General features: G+C 60.7%; 24 protein-coding genes, 1 tRNA gene and 1 pseudogene. 12 read left to right on the forward strand and 14 right to left on the reverse strand.

The features are described from left to right. A pseudogene (locus Q0O99_RS15685) lies at positions 1–124 on the reverse strand (PLP-dependent aminotransferase family protein); the annotation flags it as partial. 54 nt (positions 125–178) lie between these two features. On the opposite strand from Q0O99_RS15685, the gene nth reads away from it, so the two are divergent. The 3 genes from nth to Q0O99_RS15700 are packed head-to-tail and all read left to right on the forward strand — an operon-like array spanning position 179 to position 2,557. Continuing rightward, on the forward strand, positions 179–811 hold the full coding sequence (nth, locus tag Q0O99_RS15690) for an endonuclease III (RefSeq protein ID WP_293752912.1): 633 nt from the start codon (positions 179–181) through the stop codon (positions 809–811). Between the two features lie 50 nt (positions 812–861). Continuing rightward, positions 862–1,596: a tRNA (guanosine(46)-N7)-methyltransferase TrmB gene (gene trmB, locus Q0O99_RS15695; protein ID WP_293752913.1), complete on the forward strand. Its 735-nt coding sequence runs from the start codon at positions 862–864 to the stop codon at positions 1,594–1,596. Position 1,597: 1 nt separating this feature from the next. Further along, a complete protein-coding gene (locus tag Q0O99_RS15700; RefSeq protein ID WP_293752914.1) occupies positions 1,598–2,557 on the forward strand; it encodes a pseudouridine synthase in 960 nt (319 codons plus the stop codon). Between the two features lie 202 nt (positions 2,558–2,759). Here the strand turns inward: Q0O99_RS15700 and Q0O99_RS15705 are convergent, their stop codons facing one another. Together Q0O99_RS15705 and Q0O99_RS15710 are read right to left on the reverse strand one after the other, a co-directional pair. Next, the gene (locus tag Q0O99_RS15705; RefSeq protein ID WP_293752915.1) at positions 2,760–5,873 is read right to left on the reverse strand and encodes an FAD-binding and (Fe-S)-binding domain-containing protein; all 3,114 of its coding nucleotides are present in this window, start codon (positions 5,871–5,873) and stop codon (positions 2,760–2,762) included. Next, the gene (locus tag Q0O99_RS15710) at positions 5,870–6,619 is read right to left on the reverse strand and encodes a GntR family transcriptional regulator (RefSeq protein WP_293752916.1); all 750 of its coding nucleotides are present in this window, start codon (positions 6,617–6,619) and stop codon (positions 5,870–5,872) included. Before Q0O99_RS15710 ends, Q0O99_RS15705 begins: the two co-directional genes overlap by 4 nt. Before the next feature lie 116 nt (positions 6,620–6,735). On the opposite strand from Q0O99_RS15710, the gene Q0O99_RS15715 reads away from it, so the two are divergent. Genes Q0O99_RS15715 through Q0O99_RS15725 form a run of 3 tightly spaced genes read left to right on the forward strand, consistent with a single transcriptional unit; the run spans position 6,736 to position 9,750 of the window. Beyond that, positions 6,736–7,926 (forward strand): aminotransferase class V-fold PLP-dependent enzyme, encoded by a 1,191-nt coding sequence (locus Q0O99_RS15715; RefSeq protein WP_293752917.1) that lies wholly within the window; start codon positions 6,736–6,738, stop codon positions 7,924–7,926. Positions 7,927–7,984: 58 nt separating this feature from the next. After that, positions 7,985–8,962 (forward strand): tripartite tricarboxylate transporter substrate binding protein, encoded by a 978-nt coding sequence (locus Q0O99_RS15720; RefSeq protein ID WP_293752918.1) that lies wholly within the window; start codon positions 7,985–7,987, stop codon positions 8,960–8,962. After that, the gene (locus Q0O99_RS15725) at positions 8,962–9,750 is read left to right on the forward strand and encodes an enoyl-CoA hydratase/isomerase family protein (protein ID WP_293752919.1); all 789 of its coding nucleotides are present in this window, start codon (positions 8,962–8,964) and stop codon (positions 9,748–9,750) included. Before Q0O99_RS15720 ends, Q0O99_RS15725 begins: the two co-directional genes overlap by 1 nt. 74 nt (positions 9,751–9,824) lie before the next feature. Here Q0O99_RS15725 and alaS read toward each other — a convergent pair whose 3' ends face one another. Beyond that, positions 9,825–12,479, reverse strand: coding sequence for an alanine--tRNA ligase (gene alaS / locus Q0O99_RS15730; protein WP_293752920.1), 2,655 nt, complete (start codon positions 12,477–12,479; stop codon positions 9,825–9,827). Positions 12,480–12,671: 192 nt separating this feature from the next. Between alaS and Q0O99_RS15735 the strand changes: the two genes are divergently transcribed. Next, positions 12,672–14,150 (forward strand): NAD-dependent succinate-semialdehyde dehydrogenase, encoded by a 1,479-nt coding sequence (locus Q0O99_RS15735; RefSeq protein WP_293752921.1) that lies wholly within the window; start codon positions 12,672–12,674, stop codon positions 14,148–14,150. 38 nt (positions 14,151–14,188) lie between these two features. On the opposite strand, the gene Q0O99_RS15740 is transcribed toward Q0O99_RS15735, so the two are convergent. Continuing rightward, positions 14,189–15,157 carry a hypothetical protein gene (locus tag Q0O99_RS15740; RefSeq protein ID WP_293752922.1) on the reverse strand — a complete coding sequence of 323 codons (969 nt, stop codon included), beginning with the start codon at positions 15,155–15,157 and terminating at the stop codon, positions 14,189–14,191. A gap of 102 nt (positions 15,158–15,259) precedes the next feature. On the opposite strand from Q0O99_RS15740, the gene Q0O99_RS15745 reads away from it, so the two are divergent. After that, a tRNA-Gly gene (locus tag Q0O99_RS15745) sits at positions 15,260–15,333 on the forward strand. A 51-nt stretch (positions 15,334–15,384) separates the two neighbouring features. On the opposite strand, the gene Q0O99_RS15750 is transcribed toward Q0O99_RS15745, so the two are convergent. Further along, entirely contained in the window at positions 15,385–16,026 is a 642-nt protein-coding gene (locus Q0O99_RS15750) for a 3-oxoacid CoA-transferase subunit B (RefSeq protein WP_293752923.1), read from the reverse strand. Positions 16,027–16,059: 33 nt separating this feature from the next. Further along, positions 16,060–16,767 (reverse strand): CoA transferase subunit A, encoded by a 708-nt coding sequence (locus Q0O99_RS15755; RefSeq protein WP_293752924.1) that lies wholly within the window; start codon positions 16,765–16,767, stop codon positions 16,060–16,062. A gap of 101 nt (positions 16,768–16,868) precedes the next feature. Between Q0O99_RS15755 and Q0O99_RS15760 the strand changes: the two genes are divergently transcribed. After that, a complete protein-coding gene (locus tag Q0O99_RS15760; RefSeq protein ID WP_293752925.1) occupies positions 16,869–17,429 on the forward strand; it encodes a PAS and helix-turn-helix domain-containing protein in 561 nt (186 codons plus the stop codon). A 12-nt stretch (positions 17,430–17,441) separates the two neighbouring features. On the opposite strand, the gene Q0O99_RS15765 is transcribed toward Q0O99_RS15760, so the two are convergent. The 3 genes from Q0O99_RS15765 to Q0O99_RS15775 all read right to left on the reverse strand — a co-directional run bounded on the left by Q0O99_RS15765 (position 17,442) and on the right by Q0O99_RS15775 (position 21,005). Further along, positions 17,442–19,760, reverse strand: a complete 2,319-nt coding sequence (locus Q0O99_RS15765) for an acyl-CoA dehydrogenase family protein (protein WP_293752926.1) — start codon at positions 19,758–19,760, stop codon at positions 17,442–17,444. Between the two features lie 70 nt (positions 19,761–19,830). Then, positions 19,831–20,502: a nitroreductase gene (locus Q0O99_RS15770; protein WP_293752927.1), complete on the reverse strand. Its 672-nt coding sequence runs from the start codon at positions 20,500–20,502 to the stop codon at positions 19,831–19,833. Between the two features lie 77 nt (positions 20,503–20,579). Next, positions 20,580–21,005: a carboxymuconolactone decarboxylase family protein gene (locus tag Q0O99_RS15775; protein ID WP_293752928.1), complete on the reverse strand. Its 426-nt coding sequence runs from the start codon at positions 21,003–21,005 to the stop codon at positions 20,580–20,582. A 57-nt stretch (positions 21,006–21,062) separates the two neighbouring features. On the opposite strand from Q0O99_RS15775, the gene Q0O99_RS15780 reads away from it, so the two are divergent. Continuing rightward, on the forward strand, positions 21,063–21,671 hold the full coding sequence (locus Q0O99_RS15780; protein ID WP_293752929.1) for a peroxidase-related enzyme: 609 nt from the start codon (positions 21,063–21,065) through the stop codon (positions 21,669–21,671). Here Q0O99_RS15780 and Q0O99_RS15785 read toward each other — a convergent pair. Then, entirely contained in the window at positions 21,629–22,360 is a 732-nt protein-coding gene (locus tag Q0O99_RS15785; RefSeq protein WP_293752930.1) for a TetR/AcrR family transcriptional regulator, read from the reverse strand. The two genes, Q0O99_RS15780 and Q0O99_RS15785, sit on opposite strands and share 43 nt — an antisense overlap. A 100-nt stretch (positions 22,361–22,460) precedes the next feature. On the opposite strand from Q0O99_RS15785, the gene Q0O99_RS15790 reads away from it, so the two are divergent. Then, positions 22,461–23,357 (forward strand): metal-dependent hydrolase, encoded by an 897-nt coding sequence (locus Q0O99_RS15790; protein ID WP_293752931.1) that lies wholly within the window; start codon positions 22,461–22,463, stop codon positions 23,355–23,357. Positions 23,358–23,402: 45 nt separating this feature from the next. Here the strand turns inward: Q0O99_RS15790 and Q0O99_RS15795 are convergent, their stop codons facing one another. Then, positions 23,403–23,825 (reverse strand): thioesterase family protein, encoded by a 423-nt coding sequence (locus Q0O99_RS15795; RefSeq protein WP_293752932.1) that lies wholly within the window; start codon positions 23,823–23,825, stop codon positions 23,403–23,405. Positions 23,826–23,835: 10 nt separating this feature from the next. Further along, entirely contained in the window at positions 23,836–24,618 is a 783-nt protein-coding gene (locus tag Q0O99_RS15800) for an SDR family oxidoreductase (RefSeq protein WP_293752933.1), read from the reverse strand. A gap of 153 nt (positions 24,619–24,771) precedes the next feature. Here Q0O99_RS15800 and Q0O99_RS15805 point away from each other — a divergent pair, with 153 nt between their 5' ends. Continuing rightward, positions 24,772–26,463, forward strand: a complete 1,692-nt coding sequence (locus Q0O99_RS15805; protein WP_293752934.1) for an electron transfer flavoprotein-ubiquinone oxidoreductase — start codon at positions 24,772–24,774, stop codon at positions 26,461–26,463. A gap of 12 nt (positions 26,464–26,475) precedes the next feature. Here Q0O99_RS15805 and Q0O99_RS15810 read toward each other — a convergent pair whose 3' ends face one another. Beyond that, on the reverse strand, positions 26,476–26,856 hold the full coding sequence (locus Q0O99_RS15810; protein WP_293752935.1) for an aldolase/citrate lyase family protein: 381 nt from the start codon (positions 26,854–26,856) through the stop codon (positions 26,476–26,478). Between the last annotated feature and the right edge of the window lie 60 nt (positions 26,857–26,916).

Genomic DNA, 26,916 nt, shown 5'->3' on the forward strand with positions numbered 1-26,916 from the left:
ACATGGCGCTGTCAGGAAAACCGCCTGCAAAGCTGATGATGCCGGGTTTGCCCAAGAGCTTGAACAGCTCGCGGATGGCGGAGGTTTCGACGTTGTTCAGGCGGTCGGCAAATTGCAAAGGCATGGTGTATCTTCCCGTGTTGACTTGGCCGTCATTTTGCCAACTTCTGGACACCCCATGAAACCCGCTCAGATCGAATCCTTCTTTGCCACCCTGCAAGCGGCCAACCCGATGCCCGTTACGGAGCTGGAATACACCAGCGTGTTCGAGCTGCTGGCCGCTGTGCTGCTGTCGGCCCAAGCCACCGATGTGGGCGTGAACAAGGCCACACGCAAACTGTTTCCGGTGGCGGGCACGCCGCAAAAGATCCTGGCGCTGGGCCTCGCAGGACTGGAGGCCCACATCAAAACCATTGGCCTGTTCCGCAGCAAAGCCAAGCACCTGATGGCGACTTGCCGGATTTTGGTGGAACAACACGGGGGCCAAGTGCCCCGCACGCGTGAAGCCCTGGAAGCCCTGCCCGGCGTGGGCCGCAAAACCGCCAACGTGGTGCTCAACTCCGCTTTCGGGGAGCCCACCATGGCAGTCGACACCCACATTTTCCGCATGGGCAACCGCACGGGCCTGGCCCCAGGCAAAACGCCTTTGGCGGTGGAACTTAAGTTGCTCCAACGCATTCCCGCCCAGTATTTGGTGGATGCACACCACTGGCTGATCCTGCATGGACGCTATGTCTGCCAAGCACGCCAACCGATGTGCGGACAGTGCTCAGTCTCGGCGTTTTGTGACTTCAAACCCAAGTCGGCTTGACCCCCAGCAGGCCCATCCCGGGGCGAGGGCGCACCCTACAATCCCCACCCATGACTGAAAACGCTCCCATTGACGGCCCCAAGCCCAAAGGTATCCCGGCTGACGTGCCATTTTTGCGCACCATCAAAAGCTATGTACTGCGCGCTGGCCGCACCACCATTGGCCAGGCCAAAGCCTATGCGCTGCATGGCCCCACCCATTTGCTCCCCTACGCGCCACAGCCCCTGGACGCCAGCGCCGCGTTTGGCCGCACGGCCCCGCTGATCCTGGAAATCGGCTTTGGCATGGGCGAAGCCACGGCCCACATCGCCCGGGTCCGGCCCGATGACAGTTTTCTCTGCTGCGAGGTGCACGAGGCCGGGGTTGGTGCCCTGCTCAAACGCATTGGCGAGCAAGACCTCCACAACATCCGCATCCTGCGCCACGACGCAGTCGAGGTCATTGACCACATGCTTCGCCCGGGCGTACTGGACGGCGTGCACATTTTTTTCCCCGACCCCTGGCACAAAACCAAACACCACAAACGCCGCTTGATCCAGCCTGAACTGGTGAACAAGTTGGCCCAGCGCCTCAAACCGGGTGGCTACCTGCACTGCGCCACAGACTGGCAAGCCTACGCCCAGCAGATGATGGACGTCGTCAGCGCCGAGCCCTTGCTGGCCAACACCAGCGATGCATTGGGCGGCTATGCCACCAAGCCCGACTACCGCCCGCTGACCAAGTTTGAAAACCGCGGCCTCAAGCTCGGCCATGGTGTGTGGGACCTGGTGTTCCGCCGGGTCTGACATGCGCGAATCCGGGCATGCTGTCCCGTTGCCCCTTCGCGGCATTCAATTGCCCATGCGCAATGGCGTGAGCGCCAGCGTGGTCTCGGTCCCGCAGGGCGCACCGCACTTGCTCGATTTTTTGGCCCAGCGCATGCCCGGTATTTCGCGCAGCGAATGGGCTGAACGCTTTGCGCAAGGCTTGGTGCTGCAAGAAGACGGTCAAGCGGCCTTGCCCCACCAAAGTTGCCAACCGGGCCAGCGCCTGTATTACTACCGTCATTTGGCCGACGAGCCCGTGCTGCCGTTTCAGGCACAGGTCCTGTTTGAAGACGAGCACTTGCTGGTGGCCGACAAACCGCATTTCATGCCCGTCACGCCCACGGGTCGATACGTGCAGCAAAGCCTGTTGGTGCAGCTCAAGCGCCAGACGGGCTGCGCCGATTTGGTGCCACTGCACCGCATCGACCGCGAAACCGCGGGTCTGGTGTTGCTGGGCAAACGCCTGCGAGAGCGCGACGCCTACCACGCGCTGTTTCGGGACCACCAGATCCACAAGACTTACCACGCGGTAGCAGCGCATGCGCCGCACCTGAAGCTGCCCTTGGCACACACCAGCCGCCTGGTGCCGGGCGAGCCGTTTTTCAGAACGCAAGAGGTGCCCGGGCCCGCCAACAGCGAAACCCGCATCGCTTTGCTGCACACCGATGGCCTGCGGGCGCTGTATGCGCTGGAGCCCATCAGTGGCAAGCGCCATCAGCTGCGGGTGCACATGAACGCCTTGGGCATCCCGATCGAAGGCGACCTGTTTTACCCCACCGTCTTGCGTGGCCCGGATGCGCCTGAAGACTTCAGCCAGCCCCTGCAATTGCTGGCCCAGTCGGTGCGATTCACCGATCCGATCACCGGCCAGGCTCGCGAGTGGGCCAGCGGGCTGTGCCTCCAAAAGAGCCCCGAGCCAAACATGCACCGTCGGACCTGAAGGCACCGACCTACAAATACAGACGCATTGCGGTGGCGCGATATGCCTCCCGGAAATCGGGCCTTTGCGGTCCGACATTTCCCATGTAGGTCGGGCCTTTATGGTCCGACAGCCATCCCTTCGCGAAGCGACATTTTCAAAAGGCGGTGATGCACCGAAGATGTCGGGCCTGAGGGCTCACACCTAAGAACATGGGGTCCTGTCACTTCGGCAACAAGCCCGCCAACAACTGGCTCAGATGCACAGCCTCACGCCCAGCACCGTCGTGGATTTGGTGACGGCAACTGGTGCCGTCGGCCACCACGATCGCGTCGGGCTGGGCGCGCACGGCAGGCAACAAGCTCAACTCGGCCATTTGCATGGACACCTCGTAGTGGCTGGCTTCATAGCCAAAACTGCCGGCCATGCCGCAGCAACTGCTCTCGATCAATTGCGGCTTGGCCCCCGGAATCCAGCGCAAGACCGCCATCACGGGCGACACCGCGTCAAAGGCTTTTTGGTGGCAATGCCCGTGCAGCAAAACCGGGCGCGCCACCGGAGAAATCTGCGCCTTCAACCCGTCCAGCTGTCCCGATTGGGCTTCGCGGGCCAAAAATTCTTCGAACAACAGGGCTTGCCCGGCGATGCGTTGCGCGCCCTCGCCCAAGCCCATGACCAGCATTTCATCGCGCAGCGTGAGCAGGCATGAGGGCTCCAAGCCCACGATGGACAGCCCTTTTTCGGCAAAAGGCAGCAGGCTTTGCACCACTTCGCGGGCTTTGTCGCGGGCTTTGTCCACCATGCCGCTGGCCAGGTAGGTTCGGCCGCAGCACAGGTGCTTGCCGTCGTCTTGCAACTTGGTGGCCACATGCACGGTGTATCCGGCCGCCTGCAGCACTTTGACCGCCGCATGTGCGTTGGCCGACTCCAGATAGCCGTTGAAGGTGTCGACAAACAAGACCACGCCGCGCTCAGCGGTCAACACCTCTTCTCGGCTGGCGGTCGCTTGTGCAGCGCTTGCCTGGGTGTTGAAAAAGTGCCGCACCTGCCACTCGGGCAAGCTGCGCTTGGCCGACAGGCCCAAGAGCTGTTCAGTCAAAGCAGCCAGCAGCGGCATGCGGTTGCGCAGGTTCAAAACCGGGGCCAGGCGCGCCGCCCAGCGGGCGTAATCGGGCAAATGGGCCACCATCTTGTCTTGCAGCGTGTGGCCGTGTTGGGCTTTGTAGTGCTGCAAAAACTCGACCTTCATCTTGGCCATGTCCACCCCGGTAGGGCAATCGCGCTTGCAGCCTTTGCAGCCCACGCACAAGTCCATGGCATCGTGCACGGCCTGGCTGCTCAACGCGTCCTCGCCCGCCAAGCCTTCGATCTGCCCGCTCAGCGCCAAGCGCAAGGTGTTGGCCCGGCCCCGCGTGAGGTGCTGCTCGTCGCGGGTCACGCGGTAACTGGGGCACATGGTGCCCGCATCGAACTTGCGGCAGTGGCCGTTGTTGTTGCACATCTCCACCGCCTTGGCCAGGCCTTGCGCCGGGTCACCACCGGTGCCTGGGGCGCTGGTTTGCTCGGTGACCGGGTCGTTTTGCACGTTCCAGGCACGCCAATCCAGCGCCGTGCGGATCGGCACCACCTTGTAGCTGGGCGAATAGCGCATCAGCGTGGTGTCGTCCATTTTGGGCGGGTTGACGATGCGCTGGGGCGACAGCATTTGACCGGGGTCCATCTGCTGTTTGATGGCGGCAAAAGCCTGGCTGATGCGCGGGCCAAACTGCCAGCCAATCCATTCGCCCCGGCACAGCCCGTCTCCGTGTTCGCCACTGAATGCGCCCTTGTATTGACGCACCAAGGCGCTGGCCTCTTCGGCAATGGCGCGCATTTTGCTTGCTCCATCGCGGCGCATGTCCAAAATCGGGCGCACATGTAAAGTGCCCACCGAGGCGTGGGCGTACCATGTGCCCCGGCTGCCGTGTTTGCGAAACACCCCGGTCAGGGCCTCGGTGTAGGCGGCCAGACTTTCCAGCGGCACCGCGCAGTCTTCGATGAAGCTCACCGGCTTGCCGTCGCCACGCAAGCTCATCATGATGTTCAAGCCCGCCTTGCGCACTTCCCACAGGTTCTTTTGCGGCGCATCGTCTACCATCTCGACCACGCTGCCGGGCAGGCCCAAGTCGCCCATCAGCTCGACCAGCTCTTTGATTTTGTGGGCGATATCGCCCTTGCTGGGACCGGAAAACTCCACCAACAACACCGCCTCGGGCATGCCGCCGTTGATGTGCGGCGACAAGGCGGTGCGGATGGTCGGCGCAAAAGCTGGGTTTTGCAAAGACAGCTCGATCATGGTGCGGTCCACCAGCTCGACGGCCGACAGCTGCCCCACCGCCATGCCCTGCCCCAGCTTGACGATGTGCTGGGCCGAATCCATGGCTTGGTAAAAAGTCGGGAAATTCACCACCCCCAACACCTTGGCGCGCGGCAACTCGGACAAGCGCAGGGTGAGCGAGCGTGTCAGCGCCAGCGTGCCCTCGCTGCCGATCAGCAAATGCGACAGGTTGACGGAACCATCGGGCGTGTAGGGCCGCTCGTTTTGGTTGCGAAAAATGTCCAGGTTGTAGCCGGCCACGCGGCGCAACACTTTGGGCCAATGGGCATCGATTTCAGGCGCGTGTTGCAACGCCAAATCGCGCACAAAGTCGCCAATCTGGCGCACCCGCCCCTGGGCTTGGTCATAAGCACCGAAATCGAGCAAGCTGCCGTCGGCCAACCAAGCCTCAGCGCCCAGCACGTTGTGCACCATGTTGCCGTAGGCAATCGACCGGCTGCCGCAAGAGTTGTTGCCGGCCATGCCGCCGAGCGTGGCCTGGGCGCTGGTGGACACGTCCACCGGGAACCACAGGCCATGCTGTTTGAGGGACGTATTCAGGTGGTCCAGCACCAAGCCCGGCTCCACGGTGGCGGTGCGCTGCTCGGCGTCGACCGCCATGATCTTGCGCATGTGTTTGGAATGGTCCATCACCATCCCCGCCCCCACGGTTTGGCCGCACTGGCTGGTCCCGCCACCACGCGGCACGATGGGCACACCCAAGTCACGGCAAATGTCCATGGCCATGCGCACATCGGTCGCATCACGCGGCACAAACACCCCCAAGGGCATGACTTGGTAGATCGACGCGTCGGTGGCGTAGCGCCCTCGATCGGCCGCAGAAAACAGCACCTCGCCTTGGGCGTGCTGGCGCAAACGCTTGGCCAGCAAAGCGGCCACCTCGTTGCTGCTGCTGGCCACCGTCTCGTAGGTTTTGTCCGGCGATGCTTTGGACAAATCGATGGGCAAAGGGGCATTCATGGGGCGTGTCCTTCTGTGAGGAATGGCGATGCGTTTTTGTCGGTGATGTTGGCATTTTGGGCGCTGCGCAACTGCTCGATCACCACCTTGCGCTTGTTGTCCAAGTGCTGCATCAGCACTTGGCGCAGGGCTGCAGCGTCGCGGGCCTCCAGCGCCTGCACCATGGCGATGTGCTCGTCCACGGCGCGTTGCCATTTGTCACCGTCTTGGTTGGAGCGAAAACGCAGCGCCTGCAAGCGGGCATTCACCTGGTTGTAGGTCGCAGTCAGCACCGGGTTTTTGGCGGCGGCATTGAAACTGCGGTGAATCGCCGCATTGATTTGGTAATAAGCCGACAAGTCACGCCGTGTGTAGGCGGCCAGCATCTCGTAATGCAAAGCCTTGATCTCGTTGAGTTCGGCCTCGGTCACGCGCTGCGCGGCCAACTCACCCGACAGACCTTCCAAGCCCGCCATCACCTCAAAGGTGTGGTGCACGTCGGCCTCGCTCAACTGCACCGCCACCGAACCCCGGTTGGGCAAGAGCTCGACCAGGCCTTCGGCCGCCAGCATCTTGATGGCCTCACGCAGCGGGGTACGCGAAATGTTCAGCTCTTCGCACAGGGTGCGCTCGTTGAGTTTGCCGCCGGGCGGGATCAAGCCTTCCACCAACATTTGGCGCAGGCGATGTGCGACTTGATCGTGCAACACGGGGCGGGAAATGGACCGTGGTATGGACAAGGAAATGGACGGGTTGTCAGTGGCCATGGTCTTTTTTGAATACAAAAAATGAGCGGTGTAAAGACAATTCTAGGATAAACACCCTTGACAAATGTATTTTGAATACAAAAAATAGGTTTTCATTAGAAAGGCGCATTCAGCACATGCTCACCACCAATTTCCATCCTACGGGTCGACACTTCCTGCAAATCCCAGGTCCTTCACCCGTACCCGACCGCATTTTGCGCGCCATCAGCTCGCCCACCATTGACCACCGTGGTCCCGAATTCGGCGCCTTGGGCCTGAAGGTGCTGGCCGATGTGCAAAAGATATTCAAAACCCGCCACCCGGTCATGATCTATCCCGCCTCGGGCACTGGGGCTTGGGAGGCGGCTCTGTGCAACGTGCTCAGCACGGGTGACCATGTGCTGATGTACGAGACCGGCCATTTTGCGTTTTTGTGGAACAAACTGGCCAACCAGCTGGGGCTGAAGTCCGAGGTCTTGAGCCTGCCTGGCTTAGAGGGCTGGCGTCATGGCGTACAAGCCGACCTGATCGAGCAACGCTTGAAATCGGACACGGGCCACAGCATCAAAGCCGTGTGTGTGGTGCACAACGAAACCTCGACCGGCGTGACCAGCGATATTGCCGCCGTGCGCCGCGCCATGGACGCCGCCAAACACCCGGCCTTGCTGCTGGTGGACACCATTTCTGGTCTGGCCAGCGCCGACTATCGGCACGACGAATGGGGCGTGGACGTGACCATCAGCGGCTCGCAAAAAGGTCTGATGCTGCCGCCCGGCATCAGCTTCAACGCCCTGTCACCCCGCGCCATCGAGGTCAGCCAACAAGGTGGCATGGCCCGCAGCTACTGGGCCTGGGGCGAGATGATCGAGATGAACAAGAACGGCTATTGGCCCTCGACCCCGAACACCAACTTGATGTATGGCCTGAGTGAAGCCTGCGACATGTTGTTGGCCGAAGGTTTGGACAAGGTTTTTGCGCGGCATCAACGCTGGGCCGCTGGTGTTCGGGCGGCTGTCAACGCTTGGGGCCTGCCCATCCAGTGCGCCGACCCGGCCGTTTACTCCCCCATCCTGACCGGTGTCATGACCCCCGAGGGCATCGACGCCGACGCGGTGCGCAAAGTGATTCACCAACGCTTTGACTGCTCACTGGGCACGGGCCTGGGCATAGTCAAAGGCCGCATGTTCCGAATTGGGCACCTGGGCGACAGCAACGACCTGACCCTGATCGCCACCGTGGCAGGCTGCGAAATGGGCCTCAAGCTGTCGGGCGTGGCGCTGCAAGGCAGCGGCGTGCAAGCCATCATGGACCATTTCTCAAGCCACTGATGGACAGACACTCTCACTTCTAGAGTGCATTTTTTAAAACACAACCCCAGGAGACCCCATGAAACGCAGAACCTTTGTAGCCGCTACAGCCGCCACCGCAGCCACACTCGTCGCACCCGCGGTGCAGGCGCAATCCCTGCCCGCCGGGCCCGTACGCATCTTGGTGGGCTTTGCCCCCGGGGGTGGCACCGACATCCTGGCCCGCATCGTGGCGCAAAAACTGCAAACCATGTGGGGCATCACGGTGCTGGTTGAAAACCGTGCGGGTGCCACTGGGGTAATCGCTGCGGAAGCAGTGGCCAAGGCCGCCCCTGACGGCAACACGCTGCTGATGGCACACATCAACAGCCATGCGCTGGCCCCTGCCCTCATGCCCAAGCTCAGCTATGTGGTCGAGCGCGATTTCACACCATTGACTCTGGTCGGGATCACGCCCAATTTGCTGATTTCCAACAACGACCAGCCCGCCAAAACCGTGGCCGAATTGGTGGCGCAATGCAAGGCCAATCCGGGCAAGGTGAGCTTTGGCTCTGCCGGCCAAGGCTCGGCCCAACACATGGCCCTCGAATCCTTCAAACTGGCAGCGGGTGTGGACACCATCCACATCCCCTACAAAGGATCGGGCCCCATGTTGGTCGACTTGATTGGGGGACAAATCGGGTACTCGTTTGACACCATGACCGCTGCGACACCCCATGTCAAAAGTGGCAAGGTGCGCGCGATTGCACAAACCCGTGCCAAGCGAGCCTCCAGCTACCCCAATGTGCCCACCATGATCGAAGCGGGCTTCCCCAACTTCGAGGCCACCACCTGGTACGGCTTGGTCGGTCCGGGCAAACTCCCTCCAGCCATGGCGCAACGCATGAACGAGGACATCAACAAGGTCTTGGTCATGCCTGACGTAGTTGAAAAGTTGGCCCAATATGGCGCCGAAGACGGCGGCGGTTCGGCGCAACGCTTTGCTGATTTCATCCGCACAGAGCAAATCAAGTGGGCCAAAGTGGTCAAAGACAGCAACGTGAAGTTGGACACCTGATGTCGGAAATCAACACGGCAGGCACTGTGGACCTGGCTGTCGAGCAAGGTGTGGCCACCGTCACTTTCAACCGACCCCAGGCGCGCAACGCCATGACCTGGGCCATGTACCAACAGCTCAGTCAACATTGCCAGCACTTCAAAGCCGATGCGGGTGTGCGGGGCGTGGTGTTTCGCGGTGCGGGCGGGCAGGCCTTTGTGGCGGGCACCGACATCGAGCAATTCAAAACCTTCAGCTGCGGCGATGACGGTGTGGCCTACGAAGCCCAGATCGAGGCGTGCATCGACTTGCTTTGCTCGCTGCCCATGCCCACCGTGGCGCTGATTGAAGGTTGGGCCGTGGGCGGTGGCTTGGCCATCGCCACAGCCTGCGACTTTCGACTGGCCACACCCGGCTCCCAGATGGGCGTGCCCATTGCCAAGACGCTGGGCAATTGCTTGTCGGTGGCCAATGTGGCGCGTTTGTGCGCGGCTTTCGGGCCGCAACGTGTCAAACGCATGTTGATGCTGGCCGACATGATCGGCGCCGAGGAAGCCCTGGCCTGTGGCTACCTGCACCAACTGGCCGCCCCCAATGAGATCGACGGGGCCACTGCCGCCTTGGTCCAGCGCCTGAGCACTTTGGCCCCCGTGACGCAACAAGTCAGCAAACAAGCCCTCAGCCGCTTGGTTCAGCACAGCGCGCCCGAGGCTGAAGACCTGATCCGTCAAGCCTATGGCAGCGAAGACTTTCGTGAAGGGGTGGACGCCTTCGTAGCCAAACGCAAACCTGTTTGGCAAGGCCGCTGAAGATCACGAGCGCCCCAGGGATTGGGCCAAGGGCGCTTAAGGGCGTCCTCAACCTCCCCTTTGCTCGGGGCGCATCAAACCCGCTCGGCCACCCATGCCTGCACGCTGGCCAGCGCAGCGGGCAAGGCCGCGGGATGGGTGCCGCCGGCCATGGCCATGTCGGGCTTGCCGCCGCCTTTGCCGCCGACTTGCCCTGCCACAAAGTTGGCCAACTCACCGGCCTTGACCTTGCCCACAGTGTCGGCGGTCACACCCGCGGCGATGTTGACCTTGTCGCCATCCACGGCGGCGAGCACGATCACCGCAGTGCTCTTGAGCTTGTCCTTGAGTTTGTCCATGGTGTCGCGCAAGGTCTTGGCGTCGGCCCCTTCGAGCTTGGCCACCAGCAGTTTGACACCCTTGACGTCCACAGCTTGGGTCAGCAACTCGTCGCCTTGGGCAGAAGCCAGCTTGCCTTTGGCGGCGGCCAATTCTTTTTCGAGCGCCTTGACCTGGTCGAGCACTTGGGCAATGCGGGCATTCAGCTCAGCGGGCTGGGCCTTGAGCGTGCCAGCGGCTTGCGTCACAGTGTCTTCGAGCGACTGAAGATAAGCCAAAGCATTCGTGCCTGTCACGGCTTCGATGCGGCGCACGCTAGCGGCCACGCCGCCTTCGCTGACGATTTTGAAGAGGCCAATGTCGCCCGTGGCTTTGACGTGGGTGCCGCCGCACAGCTCGCGGCTGGAGCCAATGTCCAAAACACGCACGGTCTCGCCGTACTTCTCGCCAAACAGCATCATCGCGCCGGTCTTTTGGGCGCTTTCGATGTCCATCACACGCGCTTGTGCTGCAGCGTTAGACAAAATTTCGGCGTTCACTTGGGCTTCGATCTGGCGGATTTCGGCGTCGGTCACGGGCGCGTTGTGCGCAAAGTCAAAGCGGGTGCGCTCGGCATTGACCAAGCTGCCCTTTTGCTGCACATGGCTGCCCAGCACTTCGCGCAGGGCTTTGTGCATCAGGTGGGTGGCGCTGTGGTTGCGCACGGTGGCGGCGCGCAGGCCCAAGTCCACATGGGCTTGCACCGAATCGCCCACCTTCAGGCTGCCGGATTTGATTTCGCCGTGGTGGCCAAACACATCGGCCTTGATCTTGAGCGTGTCCACCACGTTGAATTGACCGCCCGCGTTGTGCAGCATGCCCTGGTCGCCCACCTGACCGCCGGACTCGGCATAAAAAGGTGTCGTATCCAACACCACCACACCCGACTGGCCTACCTTGAGCTCGGTCACGGCGTTGCCGTCGGAGAACAAGGCCAGCACTTTGGCATGGGCTGTCAGGTCTTCATAACCCACAAAGTCGCTGCCCGCGCCGGTGTAATCGAGCGCCTTGTCCATCTTGAACTTGCCAGCGGCGCGGGCCTGGGCCTTTTGCTTTTCCATGGCGATGGCGAAACCAGCCTCGTCCACGCTCAGGCCACGTTCGCGGCAGACGTCGGCCGACAGGTCGAGTGGGAAGCCGTAGGTGTCGTGCAACTTGAAAGCCACTTCGCCAGGCAGTACGTTCACGCCACCATCCAAGGCCGCATCCAAAATCTGCATGCCGCTTTGCAGCGTCTCAAAAAAGCGCTCTTCTTCGATGCGCAAGATGTCGGCAATGCGCTCAGCCTGATCGGCCATATTGGGGTACGCCGCACCCATGAGCTTGACCAAATCGGGCACCAGCTTGTGGAAAAACGGCGTTTTTTGGCCCAGCAAATAACCATGGCGAATGGCACGGCGAACGATGCGGCGCTGCACGTAGCCGCGGCCCTCGTTGCTGGGCACCACGCCGTCGCTCACCAAGAACGCGGTGGCGCGGATGTGGTCGGCGATCACGCGCAGCGACTTGTTGCTCAGATCGGTGCAACCGGTTTCTCGCGATGCGGCTTTGATCAGCGCGGCAAAAATGTCGATTTCGTAGTTGCTGTGGACATGTTGAAGAATGGCCGCAAGACGTTCGAGGCCCATGCCGGTGTCGACGCAGGGTGCGGGCAGTGGCGTGACGGCACCAGTTTCGTCCATGTTGAACTGCATGAACACGTTGTTCCAGATTTCGATGAAACGGTCACCGTCTTCATCGGGGCTACCGGGTGGGCCACCGGGAATGTGCGCGCCGTGGTCGTAGAAGATTTCGGAGCAAGGACCGCAAGGGCCGGTGTCGGCCATCATCCAGAAATTGTCGGACTTGTAGCGGCCGCCCTTGTTGTCACCGATGCGGATGATGCGGTTCTCGTGCTTGATGCGCTCAGGCGTCCAACCAGCCTTGACAAAAATGCTTTCCCAAATCGCATAGGCCTCGTCGTCTTCCATGTACACCGTGGCGTAGAGCTTGTCGGCGGGCAGCTTGTAGACCTGGGTCAGCAACTCCCACGCCCACGCCAGCGATTCACGCTTGAAGTAATCGCCAAACGACCAGTTGCCCAGCATCTCGAAGAAGGTGTGGTGGCGGGCGGTGTAACCCACGTTTTCCAAGTCGTTGTGCTTCCCACCGGCCCGCAGGCAGGCTTGCACGGAAGCGGCGCGCACATAAGAGCGATTGTCAGAGCCCAAAAACACGTCCTTGAACTGGACCATGCCCGAGTTGGTGAACATCAAGGTGGGGTCGTTGCCCGGCACCAGGGGGCTGGAGGCCACCACGGTGTGCCCTTTCGACTCAAAAAAGTCCAGAAAGGTCTTGCGGATGTCGGAGACGGAAATCGGGGCTTGGCTCATGGTGGTTCAGGCTTTCAATGCAACCGGACATTATAGATTTGAGGCAGGGCCATTTTCTGACTCGCACAAGACCAGCCGCCCTCTGGGCATCGGGGTTTTGAGACTTTTGTGACAGACTGTGCACCGCACAAACGCTAAGCTTGCTGATTAAACTTGAACAAGTACCTGTACTTGCAGCATCTGGAGACACCCATGGACATGAAGACATCCCCCCTCGCCCTGCTCAACGACCCCAGCCTGCTCAAGACCGACGCCCTGATCAACGGCCAATGGGTGGCGGGCAGCAGCCGCTTTGCTGTGACCGACCCCGCCACCGGTGCCCATCTGGCGGATGTGGCCAATTTGGGCCCCGCCGAGGCCGAGCAAGCCATTGCCGCCGCCAACGCCGCTTGGCCGGCCTGGAAAGCCAAAACCGCCAAAGAGCGCAGCATCATCTTGCGCAAGTGGTACGACCTGCTCATGGCCAACCAAGATGACCTGGGCCGGATCATGACCGCCGAGCAAGGCAAGCCCCTGCCCGAGGCCAAAGGCGAAGTGGCCTACGGTGCCAGCTTTGTCGAGTGGTTTGCCGAAGAAGCCAAGCGCATCAATGGCGAGACCCTGCCCCAGTTTGACAACAACCGCCGCCTGCTGGTGCTCAAACAGCCCATTGGCGTGTGCGCCGCCATCACGCCCTGGAACTTTCCGCTGGCCATGATCACACGCAAGGTCGCGCCTGCTTTGGCCGCAGGCTGCCCGGTGATCATCAAGCCGGCCGAACTGACGCCGCTGACCGCCCTGGCCGCGGCCGAGCTGGCCATCCGTGCAGGCATCCCCGCCGGGGTGCTTAACATGATCACCGCCGACAGCGACAACTCGATTGCCGTGGGCAAAGTGCTGTGCGCCTCGGATGTGGTGCGCCACATCAGCTTCACAGGCTCGACCGAAGTCGGCCGCATCCTCATGGCGCAATCGGCCCCCACCGTGAAAAAAATGTCGCTCGAATTGGGCGGCAACGCGCCTTTTATCGTCTTTGAAGACGCCGACATCGACAGCGCTGTGGAGGGCGCTTTTGCCAGCAAGTACCGCAACGCGGGCCAAACCTGCGTGTGCTCCAACCGCATCTATGTGCAAGAAGCCGTCTACGAAGAGTTTGTGCAAAAGTTCGCTGCCAAAGTGCAGACCGCCAAAGTGGGCAACGGCTTTGAAGACGGGGTGAACCAAGGCCCGCTCATTGAGCCTGCAGCCTTGGACAAAGTTGAGCGCCATGTGAAAGATGCCATCGCCAAGGGCGGCCGTGTGCTGGTGGGTGGCAAGCGCCTGGAGGGCCAATTCTTTGAGCCCACCGTGATCGCCGATGCGACCGCCGACATGGCCTGCGCCAAAGAAGAGACCTTTGGCCCCTTTGCACCCATCTTCAAGTTCAAGACCGAGCAAGAAGCGGTGGACGCGGCCAACAACACCGAGTTTGGCCTGGCCAGCTACTTCTACAGCCGCGACGTGGGCCGCATTTTCCGCGTGGCCGAGGCGCTGGAATACGGCATGGTCGGCATCAACGTGGGCATTTTGGCCACCGAACATGTGCCTTTTGGTGGCGTCAAGCAATCGGGCCTGGGCCGCGAAGGCTCACACCACGGGATCGACGACTATGTGGAAATCAAATTCCTGTGTATGGGTGATATCTTGAAGTGATTCAAGCCCAGAGATCACCTCAAGGGCACAGCCACGGGCTAGGGTGGCGTGACGTCTTGCACGAGCCAGGAACGAAAAGGCACCGTGAATTCGAAATCTTGCAACAAGGCCCGGTGGACCCATGCCACCGAATCTGCCCAAGCCGGTTCAGCGCGCACACTCCACTCCACAAAAGGAGCCAAAAAGGGTTGATCGGTCCAAAGCGCTGGACTGGCAACAAGGCGGTAAGCAGGCGATGCGGTCCATACGTTGCCAGGCCACCAACTCAAGCCCATGCACACCACAGTCAATGCAGCAAGCAACCACAACTTGCAGCGTTGCAACAAGCGGTCTTGTCCGGAAACGGTCAAGCACCAAGCCACCGATCCCGCAAAAAGTTGACACAGGTTGAGCAATCCAAAAAGCAAGGAAGCGCCCAAGACCACAGGGGTCATGACCGTCTTGCGGTAGCTTGCCACCAATTTCGACTGGCTAATTTGAGGGGCAAAGAAGCCGCTCATGAGTTGCGCCGCGCCGGAATCCGAGTCCAGATCCTCAGGCAGCAAGCCAGCCACAGAAGAGGCCCACAGGGCGCTCATCACCGGACGTAGGTCTGCAGAAGCCGGGCTGGTCAGCAAGGTTTCGCCTCGAAGCAAAATTCGTCCATTGAGTGCCTCTTGGGTACTCATCTGCGATTTCCAACTCATCGCCAGGTCTTGCGCATCCGCACGCGCAACAATGTGGTCAACCAAGGCCTTTTGCGCATGCCACAAGCTGAACAAACCCAGCGCGCAGCACATCACCAGCAGTAAAACCCTGGACCGCACAAAATTGTCCAGCCAACGCATCAACAACAAGGCCAAACCCAAACCTGAGACGACACGCCCCCAAATCTCAATGTCGTTCAGTTGAACCGCCGTTGATTTCCATTGCAAATCACCCGCCAATTCGAGCAGCCGGTGGTTGAAGGACAACTCCAGTACTGTGTAGCAGGCCAGCAATAACAAAAACCAAAGCTGAGAATTCAAGGCTTGATTTTGAAGAGCTGACCGTTGCATCTGATGATTTTAACTTTGTGAACTTTGAAAGCGGCTCTGAACGCTCACCCAAAGCGATTAGAATTTACCCATGCGGGTGTCGTTTAATGGTAGGACTTTTGCTTCCCAAGCAAATAACGTGGGTTCGATTCCCATCTCCCGCTCCAAACAAAGAAAGGCCCCTCACGGGGCCTTTCTTTTGGTTGATCGAATCCTGATCAGAAGATCAGCTTCACACCCGTCTTGCTTTGCAGCAGCTCGGGCGTCACGCCCGGGGCCAGCTCGACCACTTTGAGGCCTGCGTCGGTCACGTCCATCACGGCCAGGTCGGTGATGATGCGGTCGACCACGCCTTTGCCGGTCAATGGCAAGCTGCACTCGGGCAGGATCTTCATGTCTTCGGTGCCGTCTTTTTTCTTGGCCACGTGTTCCATCAAGATGATCACGCGCTTGACGCCAGCGACCAAATCCATCGCACCGCCCATGCCCTTGACCATCTTGCCGGGGATCATCCAGTTGGCCAGATCGCCCTTGTCGGTCACCTGCATCGCGCCCAGGATCGACAGGTTGATCTTGCCGCCCCGGATCATGGCAAACGACAGCTCACTGCCAAAGATGGAAGAGCCTTTGATGGTCGTCACCGTCTGCTTGCCGGCGTTGATCAGGTCGGCATCGACTTCGTCTTCGTTTGGGAAAGGGCCAATGCCCAGCATGCCGTTTTCGCTTTGCAGCCAGACTTCCTTGTCGGCGGGCACAAAGTTGGCCACCAGCGTGGGAATGCCGATGCCCAGGTTCACATAGAAACCGTCTTCCAGTTCGTGGGCCGCACGGGCGGCCATTTGGTCTTGACTCCAGCTCATATCAGGCTCCTGTTTTTTCTGTCACGGCGGGCTTCATACGCCCGCCTTTTCTGTAATCGTGCGTTTTTCGATGCGCTTTTCCGGTTTCGCGTTCAACACGATGCGGTGCACATAAATGCCGGGCAGGTGCACGTGGTCGGGGTGCATCTCACCGGTCTCAACGATCTCTTCAACCTCGACCACACAAATCTTGCCCGCCATGGCGACAGCGGGGTTGAAGTTGCGCGAGGTGTAACGGAACTGCAGGTTGCCGGACTTGTCAGCACGGTGCGCTTTGACCAATGACACGTCAGGCACCAGGGAACGCTCCATCACGTAAGTTTCGCCGCCAAACTCGCGCAGCTCTTTGCCTTCGGCCACCAGGGTGCCCACACCGGTCTTGGTGAAGAAAGCCGGAATGCCCGCGCCACCCGCACGCAACTTCTCGGCCAGCGTGCCTTGGGGGGTGAACTCCAAAGCCAGTTCGCCCGCCAGGTACTGGCGCTCAAACTCTTTGTTTTCGCCCACATAAGAAGCAATCATCTTCTTGATCTGGCGGGTCTGCAGCAAGATGCCCAGACCGAAATCGTCCACGCCCGCGTTGTTGGAAATCGCGGTCAGGTTCTGCACGCCGCTGTCACGCAGCGCAGCGATCAGCGCCTCGGGAATGCCGCACAGGCCGAAACCGCCCACGCCAAACAATTGACCGTCAGCCACGATGCCCTTGAGGGCCTCGGCTGCGGAGGGATAAATCTTGTTCACACCGGTCTCCCATAAAGGATGAATGAAAACATGACGATACTACGTATTCAACTACGTAGTTTTTCGTAGAGGGCTTTCCCTAGCCGCAGGCCATCACGCTTATGAAATCAGACATCGATTACCGACTCGCCTTTGACCTGGCCCCCATCGGCCTGGTGCTTTCGCGCAACCGCACCATGGTCGACTGCAACCAGCGCGTGTGCGAGATGTTTGGCGTCGGCCGCGAACAACTGATCGGCCAGACCTTTCAGCTGCTTTACCCCAGCGCCGACGAATATGAACGCACCGGCCAGCGCATCGCCCCCATCCTGAACGTCAAAGGCGTGTATGCCGACGACCGCATCATGAAAAGGGTCGACGGCCGCTTGAAGGGCGAAACCTTCTGGTGCCACGTGACAGGCCGAGCGCTCAACCGCGACGCCCCGCACGAGGCCGGTATCTGGACCTTTGAAGACCTGTCCGCTCGCAAACCCGTGAAGGCCGAACTCACCGCCCGCGAACGCGAAGTCGCCGCCCACCTGATGGACGGCCAAACCAGCAAGGAGATTGGTCGCGCTCTGGGGATCAGCCACCGCACGGTGGAGATTTACCGCGTCAAGCTGATGCGCAAATACGAAGCATCGGGCGCAGCAGACTTGATTCAGAAGTTGGTGCGGGGGTGAACACCCAGAGGCTCAAGGTTGGGACAAACTCGCCACCCGCCGCAAGTGCTGCGCCACCCCGCCAAACTGTTGTTCGATCACCGTCAGCCGCTTGAAGCCGTGGCCCACGGCCAGCTCGTCCGTCATGCCCATGCCGCCATGCAACTGCACCGCGCCTTGCCCCACCAGGCGGGCTGCACAAAGCACCGTCACATGGGCCGATGACACCCGCTCGGCTCGGCGCTGCGGGCTGTCGCTCGCCACATCAGCGCAAGCGCCCACCGCAGCCGCTGCTTGTACCAACGCGAGGTACATGTCGGCCATGCAATGCTGCAGGGCCTGAAAGGCCGCCAACGGCTGGCCGAACTGTTTGCGCTGGCTGGTGTAGTTCAGCGTGTCGCGCATCAAGGCCTGCATCACGCCCACCGCTTCAGCACCTGCGGCCAAGGTGGCCGTGTCCCAGGCTTGCAGGAGTGCGGGCAGTGTGTCGCCCTGGCCGATAAGTGCCTGCACAGGCGTTTGGTCAAAGGCCAGCTCGGCGGCCCAGGCATCGTCGATCAGGCGCACATCTCGGCGTTGTACCCCGCTGGCCACCGGGTTAATCAGGCAGATGCGCACTTGACCCGCCTCGTCTCGCGCGCTCACCAGCCAATGCGTGGCCCCGGTTGCGCCGCGCACCAGGGCTTTGCGCCCGCTGATGTGCAGTTGGCCGTTCGAATTGTGCAAGCGGGTCTGCACCCGGCTGAGGTCAGTGCGGCCTGCTGGCTCCAGCGCCGCCACGGCCAAGCGCACCTGCCCGACGGCCAGGCCTTGCAGCAAAGCATCGGCTGCCGGATCGCCCAGCGCTTGCAACAGTGTCGCGCCCAGCACAGCGGTGCTGCTGTAGGGCTCAGCCAACAAGGCCGCGCCCAAGGCCTGGCAAATCAGCATTTGCTCGGGCAAACCACCGCCCATGCCGCCCAAGTGTTCGGGCAGTGCAGCGCCCAAGAGACCCAGCTCGTGGGCCAGGCCTTGCCACAGGGGCGCCATCGCTTCAGGCGTGGCGATCATCTGAGCGCGTTTGTCAAAAGGCAACTTGTCTTGCAGCCAGCCTTGCAGACTGGCCAGCAACATGGCCTGCGTTTCGTCGGTGGGCACCACAGGCTCCACCACCTCAGCACCCAACAGGTGGCGGGCGATCAGGTTGCGCTGGACTTCGTTGGTGCCGCCATAAATCGATGCCGCGCGGTCGTTCAAATACGCACGGGTGGCGAAGACCGATTCTTCGGGCACTGGAAGCGCGTGGGCGCTGGCCTCCTCCACCGTCAGGCTGGTGGCACCGTAAGGGCCGGCAATGCTCAGGCCCAACTCGGTCAGGTGCTGCTTGAGCTCGGTGGCCAGCACCTTGCCCATGGAGGGTGCCGCAGGCAGCCAGCAAGGCTGCGCGCCGCCACCAATGCGCGCCGTCAGCACCTGTTGCTCCCAAGCGTGCAAGGCGTCGATGCGGCACTGCGCGTTGGCCAGAGTCAAGGCGATGTCTTCTTGTTCGGCGTCTGCATGTCCTGCTGCAAACGCCTCGCGCAACGACGCGTGCAACCGCGCCAGACGGCCCCGCAAAAACGGCGCAGACGAGCCGCCACGCTCGTGTTCCAACAAAAATTTGGCAATCGTCCAGCCCTGGTTTTCTTCCCCGATCAGGGCGTCAGCGGGCACGCGGGCTTCGTCAAAAAAGACTTGGTTGAACTCGTGGTCGCCCGAGATGCTGGTGATGGGCCTGATCTGGATGCCCGGGTTGTTCAGCTCGAACATCAAAAAGCTGATGCCTTGCTGCGGTTTGCCGCTGCTGTCGGTGCGCACCAGGCAAAACATATGCGTGGCGCGGTGGGCGTGGGTGGTCCAGATTTTGGAGCCGTTGATCACCCATTCATTGCCCTCGCGGCGGGCACGGCATTGCAGCGAGGCCAGGTCGGAGCCGGAACCGGGCTCGCTGTAGCCCTGGCACCAGTAGCTCACGCCGTTGCGCAGGTCGGGCAGCCAGCGTTCTTTTTGGGCCTGCGTGCCAAAGGCCACCAGCACGGGCGCCGCCATCACCAGGCCCAAGGGCGAGACCTTGGGGGCGTCGGCCGCCGCCATCTCGCTGGCGAAGATGTCGTGTTGCCTTGGCGTCCAGCCGCAGCCGCCCCACTCCGCCGGCCAGTGCGGCGCAGCCCAACCGCGCTTGGCCAAAATACGATGCCACGGAATACCGACCTCGTAGTCCGCAAAAATGCCCGAGGTGCGGTGTCCGCCCAGACGAATTTCGTCGGTCAGCTCAGCGGCCAAAAAGGCGCGCACGTCGTCGCGAAAAGCCAGCTCTTCTTTGCTCAAGTTCATGGGGTGTTTACTCTAAAGGACGGAAAGAAAAAACCGCCATCGCAAGGTGGCAACCAGATCAATGACAGGTTCAGAAACCGACGTAACGCACAAAGTTGGCTTCGTCTTCACGCACCGATTTGACGCTGTTCGCGACAAAGGATTCGTCAGGGTAGCCCAAAGCGATGCAAATCATGATGTTCTGGTCATCTGGAATGCCCGCGTGCTCGCGCACCACAGCCGACTGCATGATGCCCTGCCCATTGATCACGGTGCCCAGGCCCCGCTCCCAGGCGGCCAGCACAATGGCGTGCGACAAGGCCCCCAAATCAAACTGGCTGATGGCGGCGGGCTCCAGGTATTTGTCGTAGGTCAGCACCAGCGACACAGGCGCATCGAACTGCCGGAAACCGCGCATCACCCAATCGGTGCGGCGTTCTTTGTCATCACGGGCGATGCCCATCACATCAAACAGCTGAATCGCGATGTCGACCTGGCGTTTGCGGTGGATGCCCTCGTAGGACTCTTTCATCGGAAAGTCGCGCTTGGGCGGCACGCCCTTGAACATGTTCTCGGTGTTGCCCCGGCGGATGCGATCCAGGGGTTCGCCTGTGACCACATGCACATACCAGGGCTGGGTGTTCATGGACGAAGGCGACCATTTGGCCACCGCAATGATCTCTTCGATCACCTCACGGGGGACTGGTTTTTGCTGGTACCCGCGAACGCTTTTGCGGGCCTTGATGAGTTCTGAAAATTCCATGCTTTATCTCCTTAACCTAGATTCGGTGAAAAGACGACCACCGTCAATGCGCGCGTGTTGACTTGGTTACGCCAGTTTCAACCCTGGGCTTGCACCACCTCGGTGACGGTGCGAAAAGCATCGATGGCTGTGGGGAAGCCGCAATACACCGTGGCGTGCAGCATGACTTCGCGCAGTTCTTCCGGGGTTGCCCCGTTGTTCAGCGCGCCGCGCACATGGGCCTTGAGCTCGTGCTGTTTGCCCTGGGCCGTGAGCATCGCCACGGTGATCAGGCTGCGGGTTTTCAGGTCCAAGCCCGGGCGCTGCCAGACGTTGCCCCAGGCGTTGGCCGTGATGAACTCCTGCATGGGCATGGTGTAGTCGGTGGCAGCGCCCAAGGCGCGGTCCACGTACTCCGGCCCCATGACCTGGGTGCGGGTGGTCAAGCCCGCCTGAAAGGCGGCGTCTTCGGGGCGGGCCTCGCGGGCTTGCTCGATGGGTGAATGTGAAGGTGTGTTGGACATGACAGGCTCCTATAAGTGGCATGAGCATAATCAAAAGCATCAACCATTGGAGACGCCATGAGCACACCCCCCACCCCACGCTACCCCGCCCCCGAAATCAATGACTTGCCCGAGGACATCAAAGCCAAGGTGCTCGAAGTCCAGGAAAAAGCCGGGTTTGTGCCCAATGTGTTTCTGGCCTTTGCCCGCCGTCCGGCCGAGTGGCGCGCTTTCTTTGACTACCACGACGCCCTGATGGTGCCCGAGTCGGTGGGGCGCGAGAGTGGCCTGACCAAGGGTGAGCGCGAGATGATCGTGACCACCACCAGCGCGGCGAACAAGTGCCTGTATTGCGTGGTGGCACACGGCGCTATTCTGCGCATTTACGAAAAGAAACCCCTCGTGGCCGACCAAGTGGCCATTAACCACCGCAAAGCAGACATCTCGCCACGCCAGCGCGCCATGCTGGATTTTGCGCTGAAGGTTTGCAACCACTCAGACCAGGTGGAAGACGCCGACTTTGCCGCGCTGCACGCGCACGGCTTCAACGACGAAGACATTTGGGACATCGCGGCCATCACCGCGTTCTTTGGCCTCTCCAACCGCATGGCCAGCTTCAGCGGCATGATGCCCAACCCCGAGTTCTATGTGATGGGACGCGCGCCCAAGGCCAAGCCCGCCGCCTGAAGCGCTTGCGGTCGAGCCAGCAAAGCCCAAGCCATTTGAACCAGAGCTTCTTCAAACGCGGGGCTGCCCAAGAGGGGTGACTTTTCCAAGCTGGCGCTGCGCAGCGTGCCAATGACCGAGCGGGTCAGCACAAACAGTTGCGCCGGGCTGGGCGTTTGCAGCGCAGGGTGGCCGATGCGCTCAAAAAAGATGGCCAGCCGGTCAGCCACCTGGCGCACGGCGCTGGCGGTTTCGTCGGGCTTTTCCAGTGTCCAGCACAGGCGAATCAGGCTTTGGCTCAATCCCTTGCCCGTGGCAAAGCCCCGCACCAAAATGCGAATCGCCTGGCCCAGCAGCGCACGCCCGTCCAGATCACGCACATGCGGCAGAGTTTCCAGCTCGCTGAGGTACCGCCCCAGCTCTTGCAGCACCATCTCTTGGCCCCGAGCGGCCATGGCCCGCACCAACACCTCTTTGCTCGGGAAGTACTGGTACAGCGTGCCGATCGAAAAACCGGCAGCGGCCGCTACCTTGTTGGTGGTCAAACCACCCTCGCCTTCCTTGTCCAAAATCTGAGCTGCGGCCTTGAACAAGGTTTGCATGGTCTGCTGCGCACGGGCCTGCGAGGGCTGGCGACGCAAGCTGAGATCGGCTTGGGTCTTGGCTTGTGGCTTGGTGGCGTGTTTTGCATCGGGTTTGGCGGTGGGCATGAAAAGCCTTTTTCAAAATGTGAGCAGATAGCGAGTTGCAAGGTTTACGCAAAACCTGAACAATGTTCAGATTCTGACCCATTTGCCCAGGAAACCCACCATGAACAATTACCCCGCCGCCCCAACCGAGCTGACCGTGCGCCGCCTGAGCGTGGACCTGAGCCAAGGTTTCTCGCGCCACTGGAACGGCGGCGATGCATTTTTGACGGCTTATGCCAACGCCTTGTCCATGAGCTTTCCGGTCGGCGAGCAATCCTTTATTGATGCCGTCAAGGCCGGGGCCAAGCAGCTGCCCGACACCCCCGAAAACGCCGAGCTCAAGGAAATTGCCAAAGGCTTTGTGGGCCAGGAGGCGACCCACCGCCACCTGCATGCGCTGTACAACGCGCACCTGGAAAAACAAGGCTTGGTGAACCACTGGGGCCCCCGCGCCGAGCAACGCCTGAAAAAAGGCCGCGACGAATTCTTCAGCAAAAGCGACAAGGGTTATCTGCACGAGCTGGCCATCACCGCTGCTTTTGAGCACTACACCTCTATTTTTGGCGACCTGACGTTGGACCGAATGGACCAAGCGGGTGACTGGTTTGCTGGCGCTGAAGACCCCCTGAAAACACTTTGGCGCTGGCATGCGGCCGAAGAGTCCGAGCACAAATGTGTGGCCTTTGACCTCTACCAACGCCTGGGCGGCAACCACACCTGGCGCATGCGTTGGTTTTGGTTTGTCACCTGGCAATTCAGCACCGACGTCTTGCGCCAAACGGTCAACAACCTGTGGCACGACAAGACGCTGTTCAAGCCCTCCACCTGGTGGTCGGCCAGCAAGTTCTTGTTCGGCCGCCACGGCATGGTTTGGCGCGTGGCTAAGCCCATCTGGGCCTACACCCGCAAAGACTTTCACCCGATGCAGGTGGGCAGCGCCACCTTGTCGCAAGACTGGCTGCAAAACCATGCCGACCAATGGCGTGCGGTGGGCGGCACAACTTCAACAGCAGCTTGAAGCTTTTGCGCACAAGGGTGCGCTCCCACATCACAAAGACAGCGCTCAGTCGCTGACCAAAGCCCGCACCCAGTCGGGCAGGGTCACTGCCTTTTGCTGCGGAAAATTCACCCAAATGGTGGTCGCGCCCCCGGCGGCAAACACCACGCCAGGTTGATCGGTGCGCTCCAGCGTGCACCAACTCTCAAACGTGGTTCGCCCCGGATCGCTCACAAACATCTTGGCCAGAATGCTGCCCGGGTATTCAAACTGTTGGTAGAAATTGCAAAACGCATTGACGATCACCGGTCCTTCGCCTTGCGGGTTGGGCATGAAGCCGATCTTGTCAAACCAGTCAATGCGGGTGCTTTCCAAGTACCGGAAATACACCGTGTTGTTGACGTGGCCCATGGCGTCCATGTCACCCCAGCGGATAGGAATGACCAACTCACTGACCCATTTTTTCCGCTCCGGGAGTTCCAGCTTCATGGCTTGCCCCTCACACCGCAAAACCGTCGTCGGCCGACACCACTGCGCCGTTGATGAAGTGGCTCTGGTCGCTGGCCAGCAGCATCAACAAAGCGTCCAGGTCTTGCGGCTGGCCGACACGCTTGCGCGGCAGCATGCTGATGAGCTTTTGGCCCTGCTCGGTTTGCCAGTGGTGGTGGTTGATTTCGGTGTCGATGTAGCCGGGGCAAATCGCGTTCACGTTGATGCCGAACTTGCCCCACTCCACTGCAAAGGCCTTGGTCATCTGGATCACGGCCGCCTTGCTCATGCAATACACGCCAATTTGCGGCAATACTTTCAGGCCCGCCATCGAGGCGATGTTGATGATGCGCCCGCCGGTGAAGCTGCCCGGCGCAGCCCCCTTGGCGCGGGCCAACATGCGTTTGCCTACCTCTTGCGCCACAAAAAACGCACCGCGCACATTGGTGTTCATGATGAAGTCGTAATCGTCTTCTGTCACATCCTGGATGCGCTGGGTCGTGCTCACGCCCGAGTTGTTCACCAAAATGTCGATGCTGCCCATCTTGGTTTCGGCATGCGCCACGGCAGCGGCAATGCTGTGGCGGTCGGTCACGTCCATTTCGACCACGTGGGCGTCGCCACCCGCCGCCTCGATCTCGGCGCGCAGGTCCTTGAGCTTGTCCATGCGGCGACTGGCCAACACCACGCCTGCGCCTGCAGCGGCCAGGGTTTTGGCAAATTGCGCACCCAAGCCGCCCGAAGCGCCGGTGACCAAGGCCACGCGGCCCGACAAATCGATTTCATAAGCCATGACAAATCCTTCAAGGGGGTTTCGCATCCGCTGCATGACAACGTAAGACACCATTGTGCGGGGGAAGCTGCCCCAAGATGCATAAAATGAGTCACAAGCCCGACACCCCAGGTGCCGGGCTCCCAAATTCCAACTTGTCCAAAAGAGTCTGTCATGAGCCCCGAAGAAATCCTCAGCACCTACGGCCCACGCGAATCCATGCCCTACGACGTGGTCGTGGTCGGCGGCGGCCCTGCGGGCCTGTCCACCGCCATCCGCCTCAAACAACTGGCTGCTGAAAAAGGCACGGAGGTGTCGGTGGTGGTTCTGGAAAAAGGCGGCGAGCCCGGCGCGCACATCCTGTCGGGCGCCATTATGGACCCCAAGGCCTTGACCGAGCTCTTGCCCAACTGGAAAGCGCAGGGTGCCCCGCTCAACCAGCCTGTGACCGACGACGCCTGGAGCTTTTTGAGCGAGACCGGTGCCACCCGCACCCCCGGCATCTTCTTGCCCGAGTGCGCACAAAACCACGGCAACTACATCATCAGCCTCTCCAACTTCACCCGCTGGTTGGGCCAGCAGGCCGAAAACCTGGGTGTGGAAATTTTTCCGGGCTTCACCGCTGCCGAAGTGGTCTACAACGACGACGGTTCGGTGAAAGGCGTGGCCACCGGCAATCTGGGCATCGGCAAAGACGGCGAACCCACCGAGAACTTTCAGCTCGGTATGGAGCTGCACGGCAAGTACACCGTGTTCGCCGAAGGCGCACGCGGCCATCTGGGCAAACAGCTGATCGCCCGATACCAACTCGACGAAGGCCGCGACCCGCAAACCTATGGCATCGGCATCAAAGAAGTCTGGGAGATTGACCCAAGCCGCCACACCCCTGGTTTTGTGATGCACACCGCCGGCTGGCCCATGAACAACGACACCTATGGCGGCGCGTTCATGTACCACATGGAAGACAACAAGATCGCCATCGGCTATGTGGTGGGCCTGGACTACGCCAACCCCTGGCTCAGCCCCTTTGAAGAGTTCCAGCGCTGGAAGACCCACAACAACATCCAGTGGTACTTCACCAACGACCAAGGCGAAGTCAACGCCAAGCGCATAGGCTATGGCGCACGCGCCATTACGGCCGGCGGCCTGTTGAGCCTGCCCAAGACCGTGTTCCCCGGCGGCGCGTTGGTTGGGTGTGACGCCGGTTACCTGAACGTGAGCCGTATCAAGGGCAGTCACGCCGCCATCAAGACCGGCATGCTGGCCGCCGAAGCCGCTTACGACGCCATCGTAGCGGGCCGTCAGCACGACGAGTTGAGCGCTTACCCAGAGGCTTTCGAGAAGAGCTGGCTTTACACCGAGCTGAACAAATCACGCAACTTCAAGACCTGGTTCAAGAAGGGCCTGCCGGTCGCCACACTCATGAACGGCTTTGAGCAGTTTGTCTTGCGCGGCCACATTCCATGGACGCTGCGCCGCGACAAAGCCGACCACACGTATTTGAAGCCTGCGGCCGATTGCCCAAAAATCGATTACCCCAAGCCGGACGGCAAGCTCACCTTTGACCGCCTCTCCAGCGTCTTCATCAGCAACACCAACCACGAAGAAAACCAGCCAGCGCACCTGACACTGAAAGACGCCTCTGTGCCGGTGGGCATCAACTTGGCCAAGTTTGGCGGGCCCGAGAGCCGCTATTGCCCAGCCGGTGTTTACGAGTACGTGAAGAACGAAGACAACTCGGACCGCCTGCAGATCAATGCTCAAAACTGTGTGCACTGCAAAACCTGCGACATCAAGGACCCAACGCAAAACATCGTCTGGGTCACGCCCGAAGGCGGTGGCGGGCCGAATTACACCGGCATGTGATAGAGGACCGCTTCAATCCGCCGAAGTGGACTGGATGCCCTGAATCAACTGACCGAAGGCCTGCTGCAACAAGGCTGTGTCCGTTCCTGCGGCAAGCATGGTGTAACCCATCGCTTTGGCCCGCTCAATCCAGGTTGCATCGGTGGCCATGAACCCTGCGACCTTGCCATGTTTTCTTGCTACCTGGGCCACATGGGTCATGGCTTCGCTGAACTTTGGATGGTCAAACTGGCCAGGTATGCCCATGAAATTGGACAAATCAAAGTGCCCCACCCATAAAACGTCTACCCCATCGACAGCAGCAATATCTTCGACATTTTGCAAGCCCTTTTCTGTTTCGATCTGTGCAATCAGCAAAGTTCGATCATGGTATTGGCGCATTTTTTCGACCACATCTCCCCCTTGGTAATCGCATTGCGCGAATCCAAACGCTGCGCCCCTGCGACCCAGCCC

Origin of the sequence: Limnohabitans sp. Rim8 (assembly GCF_945901735.1) — a bacterium.
GTDB lineage: Bacteria > Pseudomonadota > Gammaproteobacteria > Burkholderiales > Burkholderiaceae_C > Limnohabitans_A.

Excerpts from the sequence above, each read along its gene's own strand:
- nth (WP_293752912.1), top strand. The coding sequence starts at position 179 with ATGAAACCCGCTCAGATCGAATCCTTCTTTGCCACCCTGCAAGCGGCC.
- trmB (WP_293752913.1), top strand. The coding sequence starts at position 862 with ATGACTGAAAACGCTCCCATTGACGGCCCCAAGCCCAAAGGTATCCCG.
- Q0O99_RS15700 (WP_293752914.1), top strand. The coding sequence starts at position 1,598 with ATGCGCGAATCCGGGCATGCTGTCCCGTTGCCCCTTCGCGGCATTCAA.
- Q0O99_RS15705 (WP_293752915.1), bottom strand. The coding sequence starts at position 5,873 with ATGAATGCCCCTTTGCCCATCGATTTGTCCAAAGCATCGCCGGACAAA.
- Q0O99_RS15710 (WP_293752916.1), bottom strand. The coding sequence starts at position 6,619 with ATGGCCACTGACAACCCGTCCATTTCCTTGTCCATACCACGGTCCATT.
- Q0O99_RS15715 (WP_293752917.1), top strand. The coding sequence starts at position 6,736 with ATGCTCACCACCAATTTCCATCCTACGGGTCGACACTTCCTGCAAATC.
- Q0O99_RS15720 (WP_293752918.1), top strand. The coding sequence starts at position 7,985 with ATGAAACGCAGAACCTTTGTAGCCGCTACAGCCGCCACCGCAGCCACA.
- Q0O99_RS15725 (WP_293752919.1), top strand. The coding sequence starts at position 8,962 with ATGTCGGAAATCAACACGGCAGGCACTGTGGACCTGGCTGTCGAGCAA.
- alaS (WP_293752920.1), bottom strand. The coding sequence starts at position 12,479 with ATGAGCCAAGCCCCGATTTCCGTCTCCGACATCCGCAAGACCTTTCTG.
- Q0O99_RS15735 (WP_293752921.1), top strand. The coding sequence starts at position 12,672 with ATGGACATGAAGACATCCCCCCTCGCCCTGCTCAACGACCCCAGCCTG.
- Q0O99_RS15750 (WP_293752923.1), bottom strand. The coding sequence starts at position 16,026 with ATGAGCTGGAGTCAAGACCAAATGGCCGCCCGTGCGGCCCACGAACTG.
- Q0O99_RS15760 (WP_293752925.1), top strand. The coding sequence starts at position 16,869 with ATGAAATCAGACATCGATTACCGACTCGCCTTTGACCTGGCCCCCATC.
- Q0O99_RS15765 (WP_293752926.1), bottom strand. The coding sequence starts at position 19,760 with ATGAACTTGAGCAAAGAAGAGCTGGCTTTTCGCGACGACGTGCGCGCC.
- Q0O99_RS15770 (WP_293752927.1), bottom strand. The coding sequence starts at position 20,502 with ATGGAATTTTCAGAACTCATCAAGGCCCGCAAAAGCGTTCGCGGGTAC.
- Q0O99_RS15775 (WP_293752928.1), bottom strand. The coding sequence starts at position 21,005 with ATGTCCAACACACCTTCACATTCACCCATCGAGCAAGCCCGCGAGGCC.
- Q0O99_RS15780 (WP_293752929.1), top strand. The coding sequence starts at position 21,063 with ATGAGCACACCCCCCACCCCACGCTACCCCGCCCCCGAAATCAATGAC.
- Q0O99_RS15785 (WP_293752930.1), bottom strand. The coding sequence starts at position 22,360 with ATGCCCACCGCCAAACCCGATGCAAAACACGCCACCAAGCCACAAGCC.
- Q0O99_RS15790 (WP_293752931.1), top strand. The coding sequence starts at position 22,461 with ATGAACAATTACCCCGCCGCCCCAACCGAGCTGACCGTGCGCCGCCTG.
- Q0O99_RS15795 (WP_293752932.1), bottom strand. The coding sequence starts at position 23,825 with ATGAAGCTGGAACTCCCGGAGCGGAAAAAATGGGTCAGTGAGTTGGTC.
- Q0O99_RS15800 (WP_293752933.1), bottom strand. The coding sequence starts at position 24,618 with ATGGCTTATGAAATCGATTTGTCGGGCCGCGTGGCCTTGGTCACCGGC.
- Q0O99_RS15805 (WP_293752934.1), top strand. The coding sequence starts at position 24,772 with ATGAGCCCCGAAGAAATCCTCAGCACCTACGGCCCACGCGAATCCATG.